Source organism: Thermoactinomyces sp. CICC 10523 (assembly GCF_016055105.1).
GTDB classification, from domain to species: Bacteria; Bacillota; Bacilli; order Thermoactinomycetales; family Thermoactinomycetaceae; genus Thermoactinomyces_A; species Thermoactinomyces_A daqus.
In genome coordinates this window covers 1-18327 of record NZ_JAECVX010000017.1, presented here as the reverse complement: position 1 = coordinate 18327, position 18327 = coordinate 1, and the positions used below count along the sequence as shown (strand labels likewise).

Here is an 18327-nt window from a genome sequence, read left to right as displayed (position 1 = left end):
GTTCGGATTGCGCTCATGCTGCCAAGTGCAGCGAATGAGATTTACATCTCCAGGTTGTGTTTTACAAGGCGTTTTCAAACATCCATTCAATCGTTTCCGGTATGGTTAAACTCAGGCAAAACATATTCTGCCAACTCATGGAGCACTTCCGGGATCGGACGCTGTGAGTGACGAAAATGCAAAGCGATATGATTGACTCCGATCTCCTCCAGTCTTTTCAGATGACGGATCAATTCATTTCGTCCGATTGTGGCTCCGAATTTAAACGGTTTGGCCGGGTGGTAGGGATGTTCATGAAGATCTAAATGATATGCTGAAATATAGGGCTTGCGTTCAGTTATCCCGAGCTTTTCATGCACTTTTTCCCACTCCTCGATCTGAAGTTCTGTCGAGGCGACTCCTCTGGGATAATTGAACCAGCCATCCAAATGCTGAACAATCCATTCCAGCGTCTGTGTTCCCCGGCCTGCCATGACGATTGGAATTTCAGGCTGAACCGGCTTGGGGAGAAGATCAAGTTGGTTGTCAAACAACATGTGGTCTTTGTTCCAGGCTTCCTTGATTAACTCTACATGTTCCCGCAGAATGGCTCCTTTTTGATCGGCATCCACTCCGAAAATCGGGAATTCCACAGGGCGATCCCCCGTTGCGATTCCCATCACGAACCGTCCGCCGGAGAGCTGGTCGACTGTGGCTGCGGCTTTGGCTACGTGATAGGGATGCCGCAACGGGAGGACAATCGCTCCGGTCGCCAAAATCACATCATGCGTGATGGCTGCCAAATACCCCAAATATGCAAAGGGATCAAACAGTTGAGCTGCATCACCGAAACGGTGGGGATCGAAAAAAGGAACATCCCTGATCCACATGGATTTGAAACCGAGCCGGTCCACCAGGCGGGCAAATTCCGCGTGTCTTTCCATATTCGGGACGCCAAAGGGACGTCCTTCTTTTTTCGCCTGTTTGAGCCCTTCCGGGGACCAATCGGTATCCAAGGGAAGCTCAACGCCAAGTGTTAAGCGATTGGCGGGAATCATTTTCCGCAATGCAGAAAAACCCATATTAACACCTCCTTTCCCGGTCATGATGTCAAGCCTGTTTTTTTCGTTCCAAAGCCATGCTCCAACCAGTCAGGATCACGGCTCCTGCGACCATGGCTGCACCGACCCAGGAAGTATGAATCAACCCCATTGAACTGGTAACGATTCCTCCCAGCCAGGAGCCGATCGCGATTCCCGCATTAAAGGCCGCGATATTGATTGATGAAGCCACGTCCACTGCGGAAGGAACGTATTTTTCAGCCAGTTGAACAACATAAAGCTGGAGTCCGGGAACGTTCATAAAAGCGAACAGTCCCATGAATATGATCGTAATGAGTCCCGTTATTTTAAAAGGTGCAGTAAAAGTCAGGGCAAACAGGACGAGTGTTTGGATCATGAACATATAAAACAGGGCTTTGACAGGATTATGATTTGACAGTTTGCCGCCGATGATGTTTCCGATCGCAATCGCGACTCCGTAGACAAGCAAAATGATGCTGACCGTATTTGCGTGAAAGCCCGTGATTTCCTGCAACAATGGAGAAAGATAAGTGAAGGAAACAAAGGTTCCTCCATAACCCAAAGCCGTGATGACAAAGACAAGGAGCAGCCGGCCATTTGTGACCAGTTTCAATTGATCACGGAAGGTTGTTTTGGTTCCCGGACGAAGATGGCCAGGAATCAGGATCGCATTGGCAATGAGAGCAATCAGTCCGATTATGGCAATTCCTGCAAAGGAGATCCGCCAGCTGAAGGTTTGGCCGATAAAGGTTCCAAACGGAACTCCTGTCACAGTGGCGACCGTCAGTCCGGTGAACATAAACGCAATGGCGCTCGCACGCCGGTCCTCTGATACCAAGTCGGCGGCAATGGTTGAACCGATTGACATAAATACGCCATGAGTAAAGGATGCAATCACCCTGGCAATAAGCAAAACGCCGAAGTTTGCGGCTGTGGCTGCCAGAGTGTTCCCGATCACAAATAAGATCATGATCGAGATTAGCAGTGTTTTTCTTGACATTGCCGAAGTGAGGGAGGTTAATATCGGTGCTCCGAAAGCCACTCCCAGGGCATAAAGGGAAACAGTGAGGCCGGCCGTTGTAACCGGAACATGCAGATCTTTTGAAATCGGCGGCAACAAGCCTACACTGATGAATTCTGTTGTTCCGATGGAAAAAGCGCTGATGGCCAAGGCAAGCAACGGAAGCAAGCTTTGTCGTTGCCTGCTGCTGCTTTTGCCACGAGATAAAGTATGCATGGTCATAGAAATACCTCCGTGCTTAATTTGGATATATTGATGGGATAAAAAGGTGTTAGGATTTTCGAATTTGGAAGCTGGAAAAAATCTACTCGACAACCATGGCACTTATTATGTAACATATACTTGTATTTTGGAAGTACGTACTTTGAAGTAATATAGGTACTTGCGGGTAATATAGATACCTGAAAGTGATATAGATACCTGTGAGTAATATTGGAACTAAACCATCTGATTCTGAAAGCAAAAGGGGGAAACACAATGAAAAAGGAAGACAAATTCTATAACATTCCGGTTGAAGCCACATTGGAAGTGATCGGCGGAAAATGGAAAACAGTCATCCTGTGCCATTTGACCCATGGACCGATGCGGACGAGTGAATTGAAAAAAGCCATGCCCAATATTACGCAAAAAATGTTGACCCAACAACTGCGTGAATTAGAAGAAGATGGTGTGATTAACCGTATTGTCTTTAACCAGGTTCCCCCCAAAGTGGTTTATGAACTGAATGAATTTGGGTGGTCGCTGAAGCCTGTGCTGGATCAAATGTGTGCATGGGGAGAAGAATATATAAAATGCAAAGAGAAGAAAAAAACGGAGGCAAGTCATTCCAATACTTCTGTGTAAGGATGGGAGATCGGCCCCGCGTTTGTTTTCATAAATCAACCCCCGGCAACACGGGGGTTTTTGTTGCAGTTGCTGATCGAATTTGATGTTTCAGCCTGAAGCGGATCTTACCATTTGGTGTTCTGTGTGATAAAATAAAACCAATTCATGACATAGGCGATGGAGTTCGCCATAATTGCCGATCAGGCTGATGACTCCTACCGGTGTGGATACTGGTAGGAGTCTGTTTTTTTCGGGAAAGTTTGGGATCATAAACATGTCGGGGAGGGAAAGAGAATGGTTTATCTAGCGATCGGGGCAACGGGAATGCTGGGAGCCTTGCTCCGGTACTGGCTTGGAATCTGGATTCCGACTGCGTGGATCTGGGGGTTTCCGTTGGGAACGTTGTTCATCAATTTGGCCGGTTCGTTTTTACTGAGCGTGTTTTCGGTATGGTTCACCCGTTTTCCGAAGATGCCATCCTGGCTGAAAACAGGGATCACAACAGGGTTTATCGGTTCGTTTACCACGTTCTCGACTTTCAATGTTGAACTTCTCACGTTCATGCAACATCACGCTTGGATCATGGCTCTGTCCTATTTGTGGCTTAGCTTGGTGGGCGGCCTTTTCTTCTCCTGGAGTGGCTGGCGAATCGGGAAAAACCTTGCTGAAAGAGAGAAAGAACCAGAGGTGGTGCCCAGATCGTGATATCTTCCATTTTCGTCGTGATTGGAGGTTTTTTGGGAGCCATTTGCCGTTTTCTGTTAAGCGGGTGGATATCACGCCGTTATTCTTCGTTTCCGGTTGGCACGATTACGGTCAATCTTCTCGGTTCCTTTTTGCTGGGATGGATCACGGGACATGAGCTGAATGAAACCTGGAAACTCCTCTTTGGTACGGGTTTCATGGGGGCTTTTACCACCTTTTCGACATTGAAATGGGAAAGTGTGCAAATGGTTGCCAAACAAGAAAAGAAAAAATTTTTTCTGTATCTCGGGCTCAGTTATCTCTTGGGAATTTTGTCCGCCTTCACCGGGTATTGTTCGGGCGTTTGGATGAAAGGTTGAATTACGATGCCGGAAAATACGGAGATGCATTTTCGACCGCCTGACCTTGAAGGATCTGAGTCAGATTGAAGCAGGCCGGGAAGATCCCAGTCCAAAATTTTTTGCAGCAGGATAAAAGCACTTTCCCCTTGTTCAACCCCGAATAGGATATACAGACTTTGAATTGGGGGAGGTGGAAAAATGGGATTCGGTTATGGCGGTTTTGGGTTCGGTTGGAGAAGTCTGTTAATCTTCCTCCTTGTGATTGCGACCATCTTCGTCTTTGTCGGCGGAGGATTTGGGTTCTAAATGAAAAGTGATGAAATCCCTTGAGGAAGATGGAAACCGGCCCGTAAGAAATGCACCCATTCGACCTTTTTTTCGGCAGCGGTGAATTTAAACCGATTGTCACCCCAAAATTCGCGTTCTTTTTGCCGGTCGCCGGAACGCGGATTGCTTGGAATGGAGAGATCTGGTCAGACCGTGGGGATTGGGACAACTCATCAGGAGGCTTTGCGCGTTTCATTTCTTTCACTCCTTTCGTCTTGTGATACGGTGATATCGTATGACCGCTCATCTGCATTGGAACCAAGTCATTTGACCTGAATTCAGGATTGAAGGTCAGGGCTCTTGCTTCCGGTCAAAGGCAGCGAGAGCCTTGACAGTCCGGCGATCGATTTGGAATTTAATCATACATGTCAGTAAAAGGGTTCATGCTTTGCGTTCAGTGCAAAGTATGAGCCTTTTTTGTGGATGGCAGATCGGTATGTTATATATTTATTAAATTGAATTATAAGTAAATTATAAGAATATGCTTTCAAACATGGTAAAATAACCAAAGGAGGCGACTCAAATGCAAAATATAGAATCTGAATATAAAAAATTATTGGAATCATACCGGGACTGTTGCCGGACAAAAGATCTGATCCTGAAGGCTTTTGACAGCGCGTACGAAGGGATTGTCATTACTGATCCAGATGGATTTATCACTATGCTTAACCGGACTTATGCCGATTTTCTCGGAGTCGACGTCGACGAAGCGATTGGAAAACACTGCACGGAAGTGATAGAAAATACCCGGATGCATATCGTGGCCAAAACCAAGACACCTGAACTTGCACAAGTTCATCGAATCAAAGGCGGGAATATGATCGCCCATCGGATTCCCATTATCCAGGACGGAACAGTAATTGCGGTCGTTGGAAAAGTGATGTTTCAAAATGTGCGCGAATTGCATACGCTATCGGCGCGTGTCATTCAGTTGCAGAAAGAACTCGATTATTATCAGGGTGAACTGCTGAAAAATCTGGGAGCCAAATATCGCTTTGAAGATATTATCGGGATCAGCCGGAACATCTTGGAAGTAAAGGAAATTGCCAAGCGGGTGGCTTTAAGTGATACAACCATATTGATCAGCGGAGAGAGCGGAACCGGAAAAGAACTGTTTGCTCATGCGATTCATAATTACAGCCACCGGAAGTTTGGCCCGTTTGTGAGGGTCAATTGTGCGGCGATTCCCGACACCCTGATGGAATCCATTCTGTTCGGCTATGAAGAAGGCGCCTTTACCGGTGCATTGAAAGGGGGAAGAAAAGGGAAATTTGAAATCGCTCACAAAGGGACTATTTTTCTGGATGAGATCGGCGAGCTTTCCCCCGTCATGCAGGCAAAGTTATTGAGGGTGTTACAGGAAAGGGAAATTGAGCGGATCGGTGCCATGCATCCAATGAAAGTGGACGTGCGGATCATTGCCGCCAGTAACCGGAATTTGGAGTCGATGGTGAAAAACGGGGAGTTTCGGCAGGATTTGTTTTACCGGCTTCATGTGGTTTCCCTTCATATTCCCCCTTTACGGGAAAGGGTGGAGGATATTCCCGTTTTGGCGCGCCATCTTTTGCAAATGTTATCTCAGGAGACCGGCGTGTATGCAGCAGGGATGGAACAAGAAGTGTTGGATGTGTTCATTCGCTACCATTGGCCCGGAAATGTCCGGGAATTGAAAAATGTACTGGAACGGGCCCTTCATGTGAAAAGGGAGGATATGATCCGGTTGAGCCATTTGCCTGTGCGCCTCTTTGAAGAAAGCACGGGAGAGCGGCCCTGTTTTCTGCTGGCAAATGCGATTGAAGAAACCGAGAGAGAAACGATCAGGCAAGTGCTGAAAATGACAAACGGCGACAGAGCCCGGGCGATCCGGCTGTTGGGAATCAGTAAATCGAGTTTCTATCAAAAAGTGAAAAAATACAAGATTGAGATCAGACCGATGGATTGAACCAATTTTACCGACCTTGTGATTTTTTTGGCGTTCCCATTCCACAAATCCGGAATGATGTGCAAAAATTCGGACGTGGGAGATGATATCAGGCAAGCAGTTTGCCTGAAACAGGTGCGGTATCTTTCCAAAAATGTGTACAAAAAATGACGAAATATACGGTTTTCACGATTGGCAACAAAATTGCATGGCAAATGAGCAAGGGAGTTCAATGGATTCTTCGACAGGATCGAAGGAGGTAAAGGATATGGCAGTGTTGGTAATTTTCCTGGCTCTTGGATTGCTCATGCTGTTGGCGTACAGGGGCTATCCGGTAATTTTATTTGCACCCGTGCTGGCTGTGTTGGCAGCTGTATTATCCGGACTCCCGCTTTTGCCGACCTATACGGAAGTGTTTATGGTGAAAGCCGTTGCTTATGTAAAACTCTATTTTCCCATTTTTCTCCTCGGGGCGATTTTCGGGAAGGTCATGGATGACAGTGGGGCCGCCTGTTCCATCGCTCGCGGATTAACACGCCGCTTTGGGGGCAGGCAGGCGATTTTGGCGGTTGTCTTAACCTGTGCAGTTCTCACATATGGCGGAGTCAGTTTGTTTGTCGTCGCCTTTGCGGTTTATCCGTTTGCCGCCGCGCTGTTTCGGGAGGCGGACATTCCCAAACGCTTGATTCCGGCTGCGATTACGTTGGGGTCATTCACTTTTACAATGGATTCTCTTCCGGGCACTCCTCAAATTCAAAATATTATACCGACATCTTATTTCAAGACAACTTCCTTTGCCGCCCCGATTACCGGAATCACAGGAGCTATCCTGATCGCCGTCATTGGCTTGTGGTGGTTGCATCGTCGGAAGAATAAACTGATGTCCAACGGTGAGGGCTATGGTGACCATACGTTGAACGAGCCGGCAATAGCAGAGGATGAAAATCTTCCCGCCATCTGGTTGTCAGTTATTCCGCTCATTTTGGTTTTGGGAGGAAATGCGCTGTTCACTTATGTTGTATTGCCGGGATGGTATCCGGAAACTTTATTGAAACAATATGAAGGATTGGACATTGATCAGGTATTGGGAGTATGGGCTCTCATCCTTGCCCTGGTTTTTGGCATCGCTTTTGCCATCGTCCTGCAATGGTATTACCGGAGAAAATCTGCTGTCGGGGCCGACAAGGTTCTTGTGAAACCCGGATTGTCCAGGACATTGACGGCAGGTGCAACCGGTTCTCTTCTGGCTATTATGAATACGGCGTCAGAAGTCGGGTTTGGCAATGTGATCGCCTCCCTTCCTGGGTTTAAGTCGTTGGCCGATTTTCTGTTGACGATGAAAACCAGCCCGCTGATTTCAGAAGCGTTGTCGATCAATGTACTCGCGGGGATCACCGGTTCCGCATCGGGCGGTATGAGTATTGCCTTGGATACGATGGGGGCAAAGTATCTCGCCTGGGCCCAAAGTGCCGGCATCGATCCGGAGTTGTTGCACCGGATCGCCTCGATGGCCGCAGGCGGAATGGATTCATTGCCGCATAACGGTGCAGTCATTACATTGCTTGCGATCTGCGGGTTAACCCATCGCCAGTCCTACCCTGATATTTTTGCCATTACGGTAATCAAAACGTTGGTGGTTCCTGTTGTGATTGTGTTTTCCATGATGACCGGACTGGTTTGACATTTTGCAAGCGGTGGACGGGCTTTGTTCGTTGGTGGTGTGATCTGGCGTCAATTTTGAATTCGGGGAGGATCAAGATGGAAAAGAAACACCGTTTTTTCCGCCGGGTATTCCTTTTGCTGGTGTTGACGGTCTTGATGGGAGGCCCGACATTTGCCAAAACCGCTTTTTCCGCCGGGCAATTTATTCGTGATACGGCCCCTGACGGACGTGTTTACAAATTGTATATTCCCTCCGGTTATGATGGCACCACTCCTTTGCCGCTTGTCGTGATGCTTCATGGTTGTACGCAAAGCCCGGATGATTTTGCCGCGGGCACGGAAATGAATGCGTATGCCGAACAGAACCGCTTTTTTGTGGTCTATCCCGAACAACCCGTTTCGGCGAATCTGAGTAAATGTTGGAATTGGTTTGATTCGTCCAATCAGTCGCGGGGGCGGGGAGAACCAGCCTCGATTGTGGGAGTGGTCAACAAGATCAAGAGCAATTATCCGGTGGACAGCCGGCGTGTTTATGTGGCCGGTTTGTCTGCCGGTGGAGCCATGAGTGTGATTTTGGGAGCGGCTTACCCGGATGTTTTTGCCGCGATTGGTGTTGGTTCCGGTCTGGAATACAAGGCTGCGACCTCCGTGTTATACTCCGGGACAGCCATGCTGTATGGCGGGCCTGACCCGGTACAACAGGGGAATTTGGCTTATCAGGCGATGGGGGGATATGCGCGCGTCGTGCCAACCATTGTTTTTCACGGGACAGCCGACTACACGGTTAATCCCGTCAATGGAAATCAGATTATCTCCCAATGGGCGCAAACCAATGATCGGGCCAGCGACGGAATGGATAACAACAACATTGATGATCAGGCGGATGTCACTTCATACCGGTCCGTGCCAAACGGGAGAACTTATACAGACTCCCTTTACAAGGATCAGAACGGAACGGTTGTAATGGAAAAAATCATGGTGAATGGAATGGGACATGCCTGGTCGGGGTGCAGCGCTGCCGGGACCTATACGGATCCGACAGGGCCGAAAGCCAGCTCGATCATCTGGAATTTCTTTGACAGTCATCCCAAGTAAATGAAAGAAATGAGAGTCGCTTCCTGTAAGAGGGGGTGGCTCTTATTTGTTTTTGGATAAATTGGTTCTTTTAACAGGTTCAATGATTCTATCAATTGCATTTATTAATAGAGAGATAAAAACTACTTGTTTACAAAGGGGGATTTTAAATGGGGAGTTCCAAAATTCGTGCTCTCCATGAGCTGCGGGCTGCAATCAAGGAACTGGGCGATGCGATGAATTTTTTAGCGGCGAACCGATTTGAAAGTGCAGAAAACGAGATTGGTGACGCGCTTGTACTCATCGGCCGGGCCATTAGAAATATCAATCGCGCTGAGGCTTGCAGGAGGTTTGTTCCCTGCAAAAATTCATTGAAATCCAAGTAAGGGCTTCCGGTCAACACTGCGAAGCTTCTAAAAGAGAGAGGCACTTCGCGGAATAAGGTGTTCATCTTTCCCTGCGAAGTGCCTTTTTGCCGAAGATTGCATGCGGCCGTACACAGTCCATCCACCAAGAAAACATATCATCCGGTGATCGTTATCGTTTTTAATGATGATCATAAACTTAAAATTTACCGGACAAGCCGGATCCGTCTTTACAACAAGAAAAAGCAGCGGTTGTCCACTGATCGGCCGGAAGAGGAAAAGGGGGTGAAAAGCACGTTTCGGCCTCTCTTTTTTCTCAGAATGATCTCCGCTTATCCGAGAGATTTGAGGTGGTTCTCTTATTGCAGACGCAATTGATCAAAATTCGTGACATGATAAAATCGAACCTATTTTAAAAGATTTGTGATAAAATTATTACGGAAAGTCAAGGGGGGTGGATGACCAAATATTGGATGGGATACAGGGTGACCGGATAGTTCACTCTTCCGTTTTTTGTCGTCTTTTTGATAAATAGTCATCTTTGTCCGGAGGGGAGTTACGCTATAATATTAAAACAATAAATAACCGAACGAAAGGTTTATTTATTCCCACTCCGGAAGTTCAATCGATCTTGGAAAGGAGGAGTCTCATTTGGGGTAATCGTAACGGTCTTCATGGGAGCCGGCAACCAGCATTGGCTTGATCTTGAACTTCCATCTGAACTGCCTGTTTCCAAATTGATTCCCATGCTGGCCGATGCTGTCAAAAACGAAATGCAGGAGATGGAAGACGGAAAGCAGATTCTGGAAGTCAGAGCCGAAACCGGTGATTGGCGGAAGCTCGACGAGACGAAATCGCTGGATGACTACAAGGTTATGGATGGCGCTTATCTGCGGTTCCGAATTCAACCGGAAAATGAGCTGCAATTGATCCGGCAACAACAGCTGGAACAAATGAGAAAACAAAGAATCATCGGTTCGCTTGAAGCATTTCGGACCGATTATTAAAGAGCAAAGGGGGGAAGTCGCTTGAACATTCTTTTTCAAAGATCACCACGGATGAAACAGGATTTGCCGCGTACTGTGGTAGAGATTCGCCAACCTCCAAAAAAGCCCCAGCGGCCGTCTTTCTCATATTCTTCCTTGATCATTCCGCTTGTTATGACTTTGGGAACCATCGGTCTTTATCTTTATATGAGTTCGTCCGGCAATGGTTATTCCAACCCGAACTTTTTAGTTTTTCAAATGGTTTCAACTTCAATGATGACGGTATCTTACACGATTCCTTTTTTCGTATACCTGTCGAATAAAAGGAAATATAAGCGAGCACTGGCCCAGAGGACGGCTACATACAGGGAAAGCCTGAAAAAACACCGGGAAGAGCTGCAAATACTGGTGGACCGTCAGGCTGCCTTGCTGAAGGAATGGAATCCGGCTCCGATGCAATGCATGCGGCGGATTCAAACACGGGTCAGCTCGTTGTGGGAGCGTTCTCCCTTTGATGCCGACTTTTTGTCCCTGCGCTTGGGAAATGGTGAACAACCTTCCACGATCACGATTGAGACGCCCGATCAGGAAGAGTACGACCAGGACCCCTTGATTAAAGAGGCGAAACAGCTCGCCCGGGAGTTTTCGAAGGTTTCGGATGTGCCCGTTTCGCTCCCGCTGAACAAGGCGCATGTCGTGGGAGTGGTCGGCGACCGAGCCTCGATGCTCAATGCGATCCGCAGCCTGGTGCTCCAACTGGTGACGCATCACTCGCCGGATGAAGTAAAAATCGTTTCCTTTTATTCGGAAGATGAAGCGGATCAGTGGAATTGGATCCGCTGGTTGCCGCATGTATGGGATGACCAGCGGAAGCGGAGATTTCTGGCGACCAATCCGCGGGATGCCCGGGAGTTGACCGACCATTTATACGAGATTCTGAACCGCCGCAGGCAGAGTCGCCGGCCCGGACTCGCGAACGAGCCGCAAGTTCCTTTTTATGTGTTTATCATCTCAGACCCCAGTCTGATCGAGGAAGAAGTCATTGTGCCCATGCTGCTGAAAGAAGGCGGAAAAGTGGGCGCCCGCACCCTGCTTCTGTCAGAATCAAAAAACACGCTGCCAATGGAATGCCACGCCATTCTGGAAGTTCATCGCAATCACGGGACATTGCAGGAAACCAATTATCTGCAAACCGGGGAGGACTGGGAATATACCTTTCAGCCCGATTTTGTCTCCGTTGAAGTGGCGGATCAAACGGCCCGTTCCCTTGCGCCGGTTCGTTTGAAAGCCAATAAATCGCGGCAGATTCCGCAAATGCTCACGCTGTTTGATTTGGTGGAAGCGAAGAATCTGGATGATCTGGATGTCACACGGCGTTGGGAGCAAAACCGCTACCCCAATACATTGCCTGTTTCCGTCGGGATGGGAACGGGCGGCAAGCGCGTATACTTAAATATTCACGATAAAATTGAACGAAAGGGACATGGCCCCCACGGATTGATCGCAGGAACGACGGGTTCGGGGAAAAGTGAAGTGATCCAGGCTTTGATCGCTTCGCTGGCGCTCAACTACCATCCGCACGATATCGTATTCCTGCTCATCGATTATAAAGGGGGAGGAATGTCGAACACCTTTGAGCATTTACCGCATCTGGTCGGTTCAATCACCAACCTGGACGGGAACCTGATCGAAAGAGCGAAAATCTCTTTGAGAGCTGAATTGATGAGGCGTGAGAAACTGTTTAAGGATGCGGGAAATCTTCAACATATCGATGAATATTTCCAATCGCCGATGAGAGAAAAGAATCCGCTCCCGCATCTGGTGATTATCATCGACGAGTTTGCGGAGTTGAAAAAAGAGCAACCCGAGTTCATGAATGAATTGATCTCCATTGCCGCCAAAGGAAGGACGCTGGGAGTTCACCTGATTCTGGCCACGCAGAAACCGAGCGGCGTTGTCGACGATAAAATCTGGAGTAACTCCCGTTTTCGCATCTGTTTGCGCGTGCAGGAAGAAGCGGACAGTAAGGAAATGATCAAAATCCCGGATGCTTCCTGGATTACGACGCCAGGACGGGGCTATTTCCAGGTGGGGAGCAACGAGTTGCTGGAACTTGTCCAGTTCGCCTGGAGCGGTGCGCCTTACCGTCCGGAAACTGAAACGGTACAAGAAGCAGTGATCAGTGAGGTGACGCTGACAGGGCGTCGCATTAACCGCTCTTCGCCCGTGATCTCGACGGCCAAGAAGCAGAAGGGACGGAGCAAAAAACAATTGGATGTCCTGGTCGATTATCTGAACCGGGAAGCAAAAGCATTGGGGATAGAGACATTGCAGGGACCCTGGCTTCCGCCGCTGCCGACACATATCTCTTTGGACGAACTCCGGCCTCCGGAGCGGAAAGGCTGGGACGGAAAAACTTGGCAGCCGTCAGCGGCTTGGCTGGATCCGGTGGTCGGTCTGGTGGATTCCCCGTCCAACCAAACGCAGTATCCGTTGAATATTCCGCTTAATGAAGGACACCTGCCCGTCTACGGGATGCCCGGAACGGGAAAAACAACCTTCGTTCAGACACTGCTGCTCTCTTTGGCACTGGATCATTCACCCGACGATGTACATATGTACGTCCTTGATTTTGGCCATATGTTCAGAGACTTCAATGAGCTTCCGCACATGGGGGCCATTATTCGGGATGATGAGCCGGACCGGGTGAGACGACTCTTCCGCTTTTTGATGAAGGAAATGCACCGTCGGCGGGAGAAAATCGCCCAGTCAGGGGCAAAAACATTTTACTCCTACCGCAAGTCTTTATCCGAACCGGTGCCCGCGATTATCGTGGTCATCGATGGATACCTGACCTTCAAAAGCACATTTGAAGAAGAACACGCCGATTTGGAGCAGTTGCTGCGCGCCGGCGGCAGTTTCGGGATTTACTTTATCGTTACCACCAACCAGGTCAGCGACATGTACGACCGGGTAAGAAACAATTTCTCGCTCGGTGTTTCGTTTGAGCTGGCGGATCCGTCAGACTATTACTTTGCGGTGGGCCGCCTCAGATCGCCGCTGGTGAACTTGCCGGAAGGGCGTGGGTTTGTCAAAGGAAGTGTGCCGCCGCTGGAGTTTCAGACCGCCTTGGCCTCAGAAGGAAGCGATGAGATCGAACGGGCCAACACGTTGCGCCAAAGAATTCGCACACTTGCCGATTCGTGGCAAGGAAATTACCCGAAAGCGATCGAATCCCTGCCGAAAGAAATTGAATTGAAAGAAGTGCTGGCCAAACACGAGGCTGATCCTGACCAACCTGAATTGACGCCGCTGAGGGTTCCGGTTGCCATCTCGATGGATGACTTGACCCCGTTCTATGTCAATTTGAAAGACGGCCCTTATTTTGTCGTCGGCGGCTCGATTGAAGGGGGAAAAACCTCATTTTTGCAAACTTGGATCTTGTCCCTCGCCTATTTCCATCCGCCAAGCGAGCTGGAGGTTTACGTCATCGACTTCCGGCCGAGCGGGCTCGGTTTGTCCGCGCTGATGGGCCTTCCGCACCTGAAAGGATATGCTTCGGATGAAACCGAACTGGCCGGGTTGCTCGAGAAACTGGGACCGATATTGGACCAGCGGGCAAAGACCAAAACACTTCCTCCATGGGCGGAGCAGACGGAAACCGGGGAAAAAGAACCGGCGATTTTTCTGGTTATCGACGATGCCGATTATTTCAGCAAGCGGCTGAACAATTATGACTTGCAAAATTCCCTTAACAATATTGTCAGCCAGGGACGGAACAAAAACTTTTATGTGGCGATTGCCGGATCACCTTCCAATTTCCCCTACAGCAGCAACGATTGGCTGTCTGAAGTGAAAGGGATGGAGACAGGCTTTTTATTTGCCAGCCTGGACATCAATGATCTCTCTTTCTTTAAAATCCCGTCATCTGAAGCAAGGTCCTCCAATCCGGCGATCCAGAAAACGCTTGGTCCGGGCGAAGGGTATTTTGCCAAGCGGCGCTATGAGAAGGTCAAGGGAGCAGTGCCCTTTTCGGCCAACGTTTCCCCGATGGACTGGATCAGAACGTTGCAGGAACGCTGGATGAGCACGAAAAACTGAAGACGGTTGAAAAAAATATCGGCTCCGACTCCATTCACCCGGAGAGAGGCGGATTCGGAGCCGATGAAACCTCATGTCGCTGTCAGGAATTTGATGTTTTGAAATAACATTTCCGTTTCCGACAAAATTATAAAAAAGAAAAGATTGCAAAGAGATTCTATTTTATATATAATCTTTAGAGTAATAGTTAAGCCTTTTTAGAGAGGGGTTTTGCAATGGCACGGATTCTTATTAATCCGGATGAAATCGATGCCGTGGCAAAAGATTTCCAAGCTAAACGGGAACAAAGCCAACAACTCATTCAACAACTCGATTCCCGTATCAACGGACTCGAGGGTCACTGGGATGGTATGACGAAGCAAAAATTCTTCCAAGATTTCCAAGAAGCTAAGAAAAATATGCAAAACTTCGTTCAGCTTCTCGATAACATTTCCCAAGCATTGACCCAAATCGCTACGAAATTCCGTCAAACGGACCAGGCTTAACCCGAGAACTGCAAACAGCTACTTACTTCTGTGGGACAGAACTGACCTTTGGTCGAGCCTGTCCCCTTTTTCTTTTCCATTACTGGTGAAGAGGTGAATCCATTACGGAGATGAGAACGGTATTTCAGCGATGGATCATTGCCCTGCTCCTTTCCCTCGTCGGAGCCGGGATGTTATACAGCGGTCATGCCTATGCAGGCGGGGGCAGTTTCAACGTTCCCCAGGTGAATGACCATTTTGACCAGGTCAAGCCAGGGCCGACGCCGGTCAAAGAGTCCCTTGTGACCAAGTCCCAATCTTCCGGGGATAAACCGGGGATGTGGAATTCGTTCAAAAACGCTTGTTCCAACGCCTGGAACGGTTTCAAAAACGGGATCAGCTCAGCCTGGGAAGGCACGAAACATGCTGTCAGCAGCGCCTGGAACAGCTTCAAAAAAGGGGTTGTCACAGCATGGAACTGGACGAAGGCAAAGACATCCCAGGCGTGGAACTGGATTAAAGCCACCGTAACGCGAATCACCATGGCCACAGTAATTACCTTGGCCTTCGTCTTTGGCCTGTATATGCGCTTCCAGCGGGCGGTGAACAACGCGATCATCAACTTCGGCAAAACCTTGCTCAACTGGGGCCGGACGGGGGTTGAAAAAACATACAACTATGGGAAAAGCATCGCCGATCCCCCGGTTGATAACAGCACGCCGTATGGAATATTGGATGATGAGCTGCCAAGTGATAAGGATTTGGCTTATGCTTCGCAGTTGGCTTATTTTAATAAACTTTCAGGGGATTTAGTGCATGATAAACTTGGTTCAGATTGGGATATAAGAGAACATATTGATTTACCAAATGATCTTCAAGCATACGTTTTTCAAAATGACAAGACAAATCAGGTTATTATCGCCTTCCGGGGAACGCAGGAACTACAGGATATCCTGGATGCGGACAGGCATATTGCTTTGGGTGACGATATCTTTAACGATCAAGCGATTGCTGCCCGTAAGTTTGTGGAAGAAGTCATCAATGATGAGAATTACCAAGGTTATAGGTTTGTGTTAACGGGTCATTCGCTTGGAGGGTATTTGGCCGATGACTGCGGGGCCAGGTATCGCATTCCCACAGTTACCTTTAACGCTCCGGGGAAAAATCTTTACCCCAATACCAATGCTTCAATCCTTATCGGTGGGCTGGCCGGGCCGCTCAATGAGCGGTTCAGATATTTCATTAATATGTTAAGTCCGGAAAATCGAAAAGAAGCGGTAAACGAAAAACTGGGGAATTACGATAAGCTGATCCGCAACTACCGGTTTGATGACGATGTGGTTGGCTCTCTCGGTTATCGTCCGGGAACCACGTATGACATCAGCAGAGAAGGAGAAAAAATCGAAGATAAAGGGTTAGATAATCACATCTGGGATTCAAACCCGATTGGTGATATTGTTGAAGGGAGCCACAGCATCAAAAATTTCACCGGCTATGATGATAAGCATGGTAAGGAGATTGATACACCGATTCTGAAACTTTTCGACAAAGACGGAAATCTTGTCAAACGAAAATAAAGGATGTGAAGGCATGCAAAATACTTGGAGGAGATTGGGAACCAGTGTCGGTACAATCATCGTGCTCCTGATGCTGATGCTTCTGGTTAGTGGTTGCACCTCCGAATCTATTTTGCCAAAGGATGAGTCTTACATGACCCAAACAGAAGAAAAAAAGGTAAAAGAAGCAGCGATCCAGTATATTAAAAACAGGTACAATAAGGGATTTGAAGTCAAGCAGGTTAGTAAAGACCATGTCTTCGGCGGTTATTACATTATTGAAGGATATATGGAGGATGGCAAGAATACGCAGGTTTATATTACGGGAAATCCCCCAAATGATTTTGATGATACGTATGTAGCCAGGTTGTGGGAGAATGAATTAGAGCCACGGATCAAAGGGATTGCAGAGCAAAGCTTTGATTTGAGACTAATGAAGCCGGTTGGCTACAGCTCTGGTAAAAAGAGGGCGAAATATACAGGGGAGGTACCCTCAGTCTATGAAGTATTGAAAAATGGCGGGGATCAGGACTTTGAATTGAATTTGGATTTGGAAGTGTATCCGCATAATGGAAAATTTGAGGAGGACATCTCCAAGTTTCTAAATGAGTTGAGAAAGATGAATTTTAATAATGTCATAATCACGATATATGTATATAAAGATGAACTTAAAACAGCACCCAAAAATATCAGGACAGGAAAATACTTACTTTATCGTTACAACATCTTTGGGGACATTCAAAAAATCGACATCAACAATTTGGATCAGTATAAGACGGTGATTAAACATTAAAGGATTTGAAATGGAGACAAAAACACCCATTGGACAGAGCAGTTTAAGTCGCTCTGTCTTTTTTCTGGTTCCAAACGATTATTAAGTAGTGCAATATGTTTATTTATAACTAAAGGTTGTGAACACATGAAAAAGCTGTGGGATCGATTAAGATCAGATGTGGTTTCTAGCATAATGCTCCTGATGCTTGCAATCCTGGTGAGCGGTTGCAGCACGGAAACTCTTTTGCCAAAGAATGAGTCTCACATGACCCAAACCGAAGAAAAAACAGCGAAGGAAAAAGTAATCCAGTATGTAAAAAGAACATATCAAAAGAATTTTATCATTACGGATATTGATAAAGACCATGTTATGGGTGGCTATTATGACATTCATGGTTTTGTGCAAGACGGAAAGGAAAAAACGACTTTTATGGTGACTTGGACACCACCAAATGGCTTTCGGGATTCCTATGCGCTTGCAAAATGGAGTAATGAACTTGAGCCGTGGATGAAAGAGACGGCTCAAAAGACAATGGACTTATGGAAAATGGAAAATATGACTTATGGTTACAAGGACAACGTCGAAAACAAATATACTGGAGATGTTCCTTCTGTATTTGAGATTTTGAAAAGAGGAGATAAAGATCTTTCGTTGGTTGTTTCCTTTAACATTTACGATCATCGTGGACAATCTCAAGCACTGATCTCCAAGTTTTTAAACGAGCTTAAAAAAATGAACTTTAACGAAGTAATTATCGAAATCTTTGTCTATGATGACAAACTCAAAACCGCTTCAAAAAATATAGACACTGATAAATATGCGATATATCGTTATAACATCTCAGGGGACATTCAAAAAATAGACATCAACAATCTGGATCAGTATAAGACGGATTTAAGATAGTCTTTGGTATTAAAGAAGAAGGTTCAAGTTGGTTCACAACTGTACGGATCCATTGGACAGAGTAGCTCGAATCGCTCTGTCCTTTTTTATGGTTCCAAACGATTTGATACAAGAGACCTTATTTCTCAGCATTCAAAGAATGATCAAGTCCAAAATTATGTGTAAATTTCCACGGTCAGAAAAAGTCGGCGTTCAACTTATGCGTGTGACTTTTGGCTGAGGTTTTTCTTTGGATTTTCG

15 protein-coding genes and 1 riboswitch are annotated in these 18327 nt (G+C 47.2%); of the genes, 13 read left to right on the top strand and 2 right to left on the bottom strand.

Features of this window, described 5'->3' with window-relative positions; all coding sequences use genetic code 11:
- Nucleotides 1-86: 86 nt before the first annotated feature.
- Entirely contained in the window at nt 87-1061 is a 975-nt protein-coding gene (locus tag I8U19_RS16000; protein WP_033100006.1) for an LLM class oxidoreductase, read from the bottom strand.
- A gap of 28 nt (nt 1062-1089) precedes the next feature.
- A complete protein-coding gene (locus tag I8U19_RS15995; protein ID WP_370589802.1) occupies nt 1090-2298 on the bottom strand; it encodes an MFS transporter in 1209 nt (402 codons plus the stop codon).
- Nucleotides 2299-2559: 261 nt separating this feature from the next.
- On the opposite strand from I8U19_RS15995, the gene I8U19_RS15990 reads away from it, so the two are divergent.
- From I8U19_RS15990 to I8U19_RS15930, 13 genes are all read left to right on the top strand, one after another.
- A complete protein-coding gene (locus tag I8U19_RS15990; protein WP_198056468.1) occupies nt 2560-2925 on the top strand; it encodes a winged helix-turn-helix transcriptional regulator in 366 nt (121 codons plus the stop codon).
- 146 nt (nt 2926-3071) lie between these two features.
- A riboswitch (Fluoride riboswitch) is annotated at nt 3072-3132 on the top strand.
- A 69-nt stretch (nt 3133-3201) separates the two neighbouring features.
- Entirely contained in the window at nt 3202-3612 is a 411-nt protein-coding gene (gene crcB, locus I8U19_RS15985) for a fluoride efflux transporter CrcB (RefSeq protein ID WP_033100008.1), read from the top strand.
- Nucleotides 3609-3971 carry a fluoride efflux transporter CrcB gene (crcB, locus tag I8U19_RS15980; protein ID WP_198056467.1) on the top strand — a complete coding sequence of 121 codons (363 nt, stop codon included), beginning with the start codon at nt 3609-3611 and terminating at the stop codon, nt 3969-3971. The genes crcB (I8U19_RS15985) and crcB (I8U19_RS15980) overlap by 4 nt, the downstream gene beginning before the upstream one ends.
- Before the next feature lie 832 nt (nt 3972-4803).
- Nucleotides 4804-6222: a sigma-54 interaction domain-containing protein gene (locus tag I8U19_RS15975; protein ID WP_198056466.1), complete on the top strand. Its 1419-nt coding sequence runs from the start codon at nt 4804-4806 to the stop codon at nt 6220-6222.
- Nucleotides 6223-6469: 247 nt separating this feature from the next.
- Nucleotides 6470-7882 carry a GntP family permease gene (locus I8U19_RS15970; RefSeq protein ID WP_198056465.1) on the top strand — a complete coding sequence of 471 codons (1413 nt, stop codon included), beginning with the start codon at nt 6470-6472 and terminating at the stop codon, nt 7880-7882.
- Between the two features lie 77 nt (nt 7883-7959).
- Nucleotides 7960-8958, top strand: coding sequence for an extracellular catalytic domain type 1 short-chain-length polyhydroxyalkanoate depolymerase (locus I8U19_RS15965; protein WP_198056464.1), 999 nt, complete (start codon nt 7960-7962; stop codon nt 8956-8958).
- A gap of 149 nt (nt 8959-9107) precedes the next feature.
- The gene (locus I8U19_RS15960; protein WP_033100013.1) at nt 9108-9323 is read left to right on the top strand and encodes a hypothetical protein; all 216 of its coding nucleotides are present in this window, start codon (nt 9108-9110) and stop codon (nt 9321-9323) included.
- 560 nt (nt 9324-9883) lie between these two features.
- Complete coding sequence (locus I8U19_RS15955) at nt 9884-10309, top strand: EsaB/YukD family protein (protein ID WP_370589418.1); 426 nt, start codon at nt 9884-9886, stop codon at nt 10307-10309.
- 21 nt (nt 10310-10330) lie between these two features.
- Nucleotides 10331-14389, top strand: a complete 4059-nt coding sequence (gene essC / locus I8U19_RS15950; protein WP_198056463.1) for a type VII secretion protein EssC — start codon at nt 10331-10333, stop codon at nt 14387-14389.
- 215 nt (nt 14390-14604) lie between these two features.
- Nucleotides 14605-14874, top strand: coding sequence for a WXG100 family type VII secretion target (locus I8U19_RS15945; protein WP_033100017.1), 270 nt, complete (start codon nt 14605-14607; stop codon nt 14872-14874).
- A gap of 110 nt (nt 14875-14984) precedes the next feature.
- Complete coding sequence (locus I8U19_RS15940) at nt 14985-16430, top strand: Tle-like phospholipase domain-containing protein (RefSeq protein ID WP_198056462.1); 1446 nt, start codon at nt 14985-14987, stop codon at nt 16428-16430.
- A gap of 13 nt (nt 16431-16443) precedes the next feature.
- Nucleotides 16444-17202 (top strand): hypothetical protein, encoded by a 759-nt coding sequence (locus I8U19_RS15935; protein ID WP_198056461.1) that lies wholly within the window; start codon nt 16444-16446, stop codon nt 17200-17202.
- A 126-nt stretch (nt 17203-17328) separates the two neighbouring features.
- Nucleotides 17329-18087, top strand: a complete 759-nt coding sequence (locus tag I8U19_RS15930; RefSeq protein ID WP_198056460.1) for a hypothetical protein — start codon at nt 17329-17331, stop codon at nt 18085-18087.
- Nucleotides 18088-18327 lie beyond the last annotated feature (240 nt).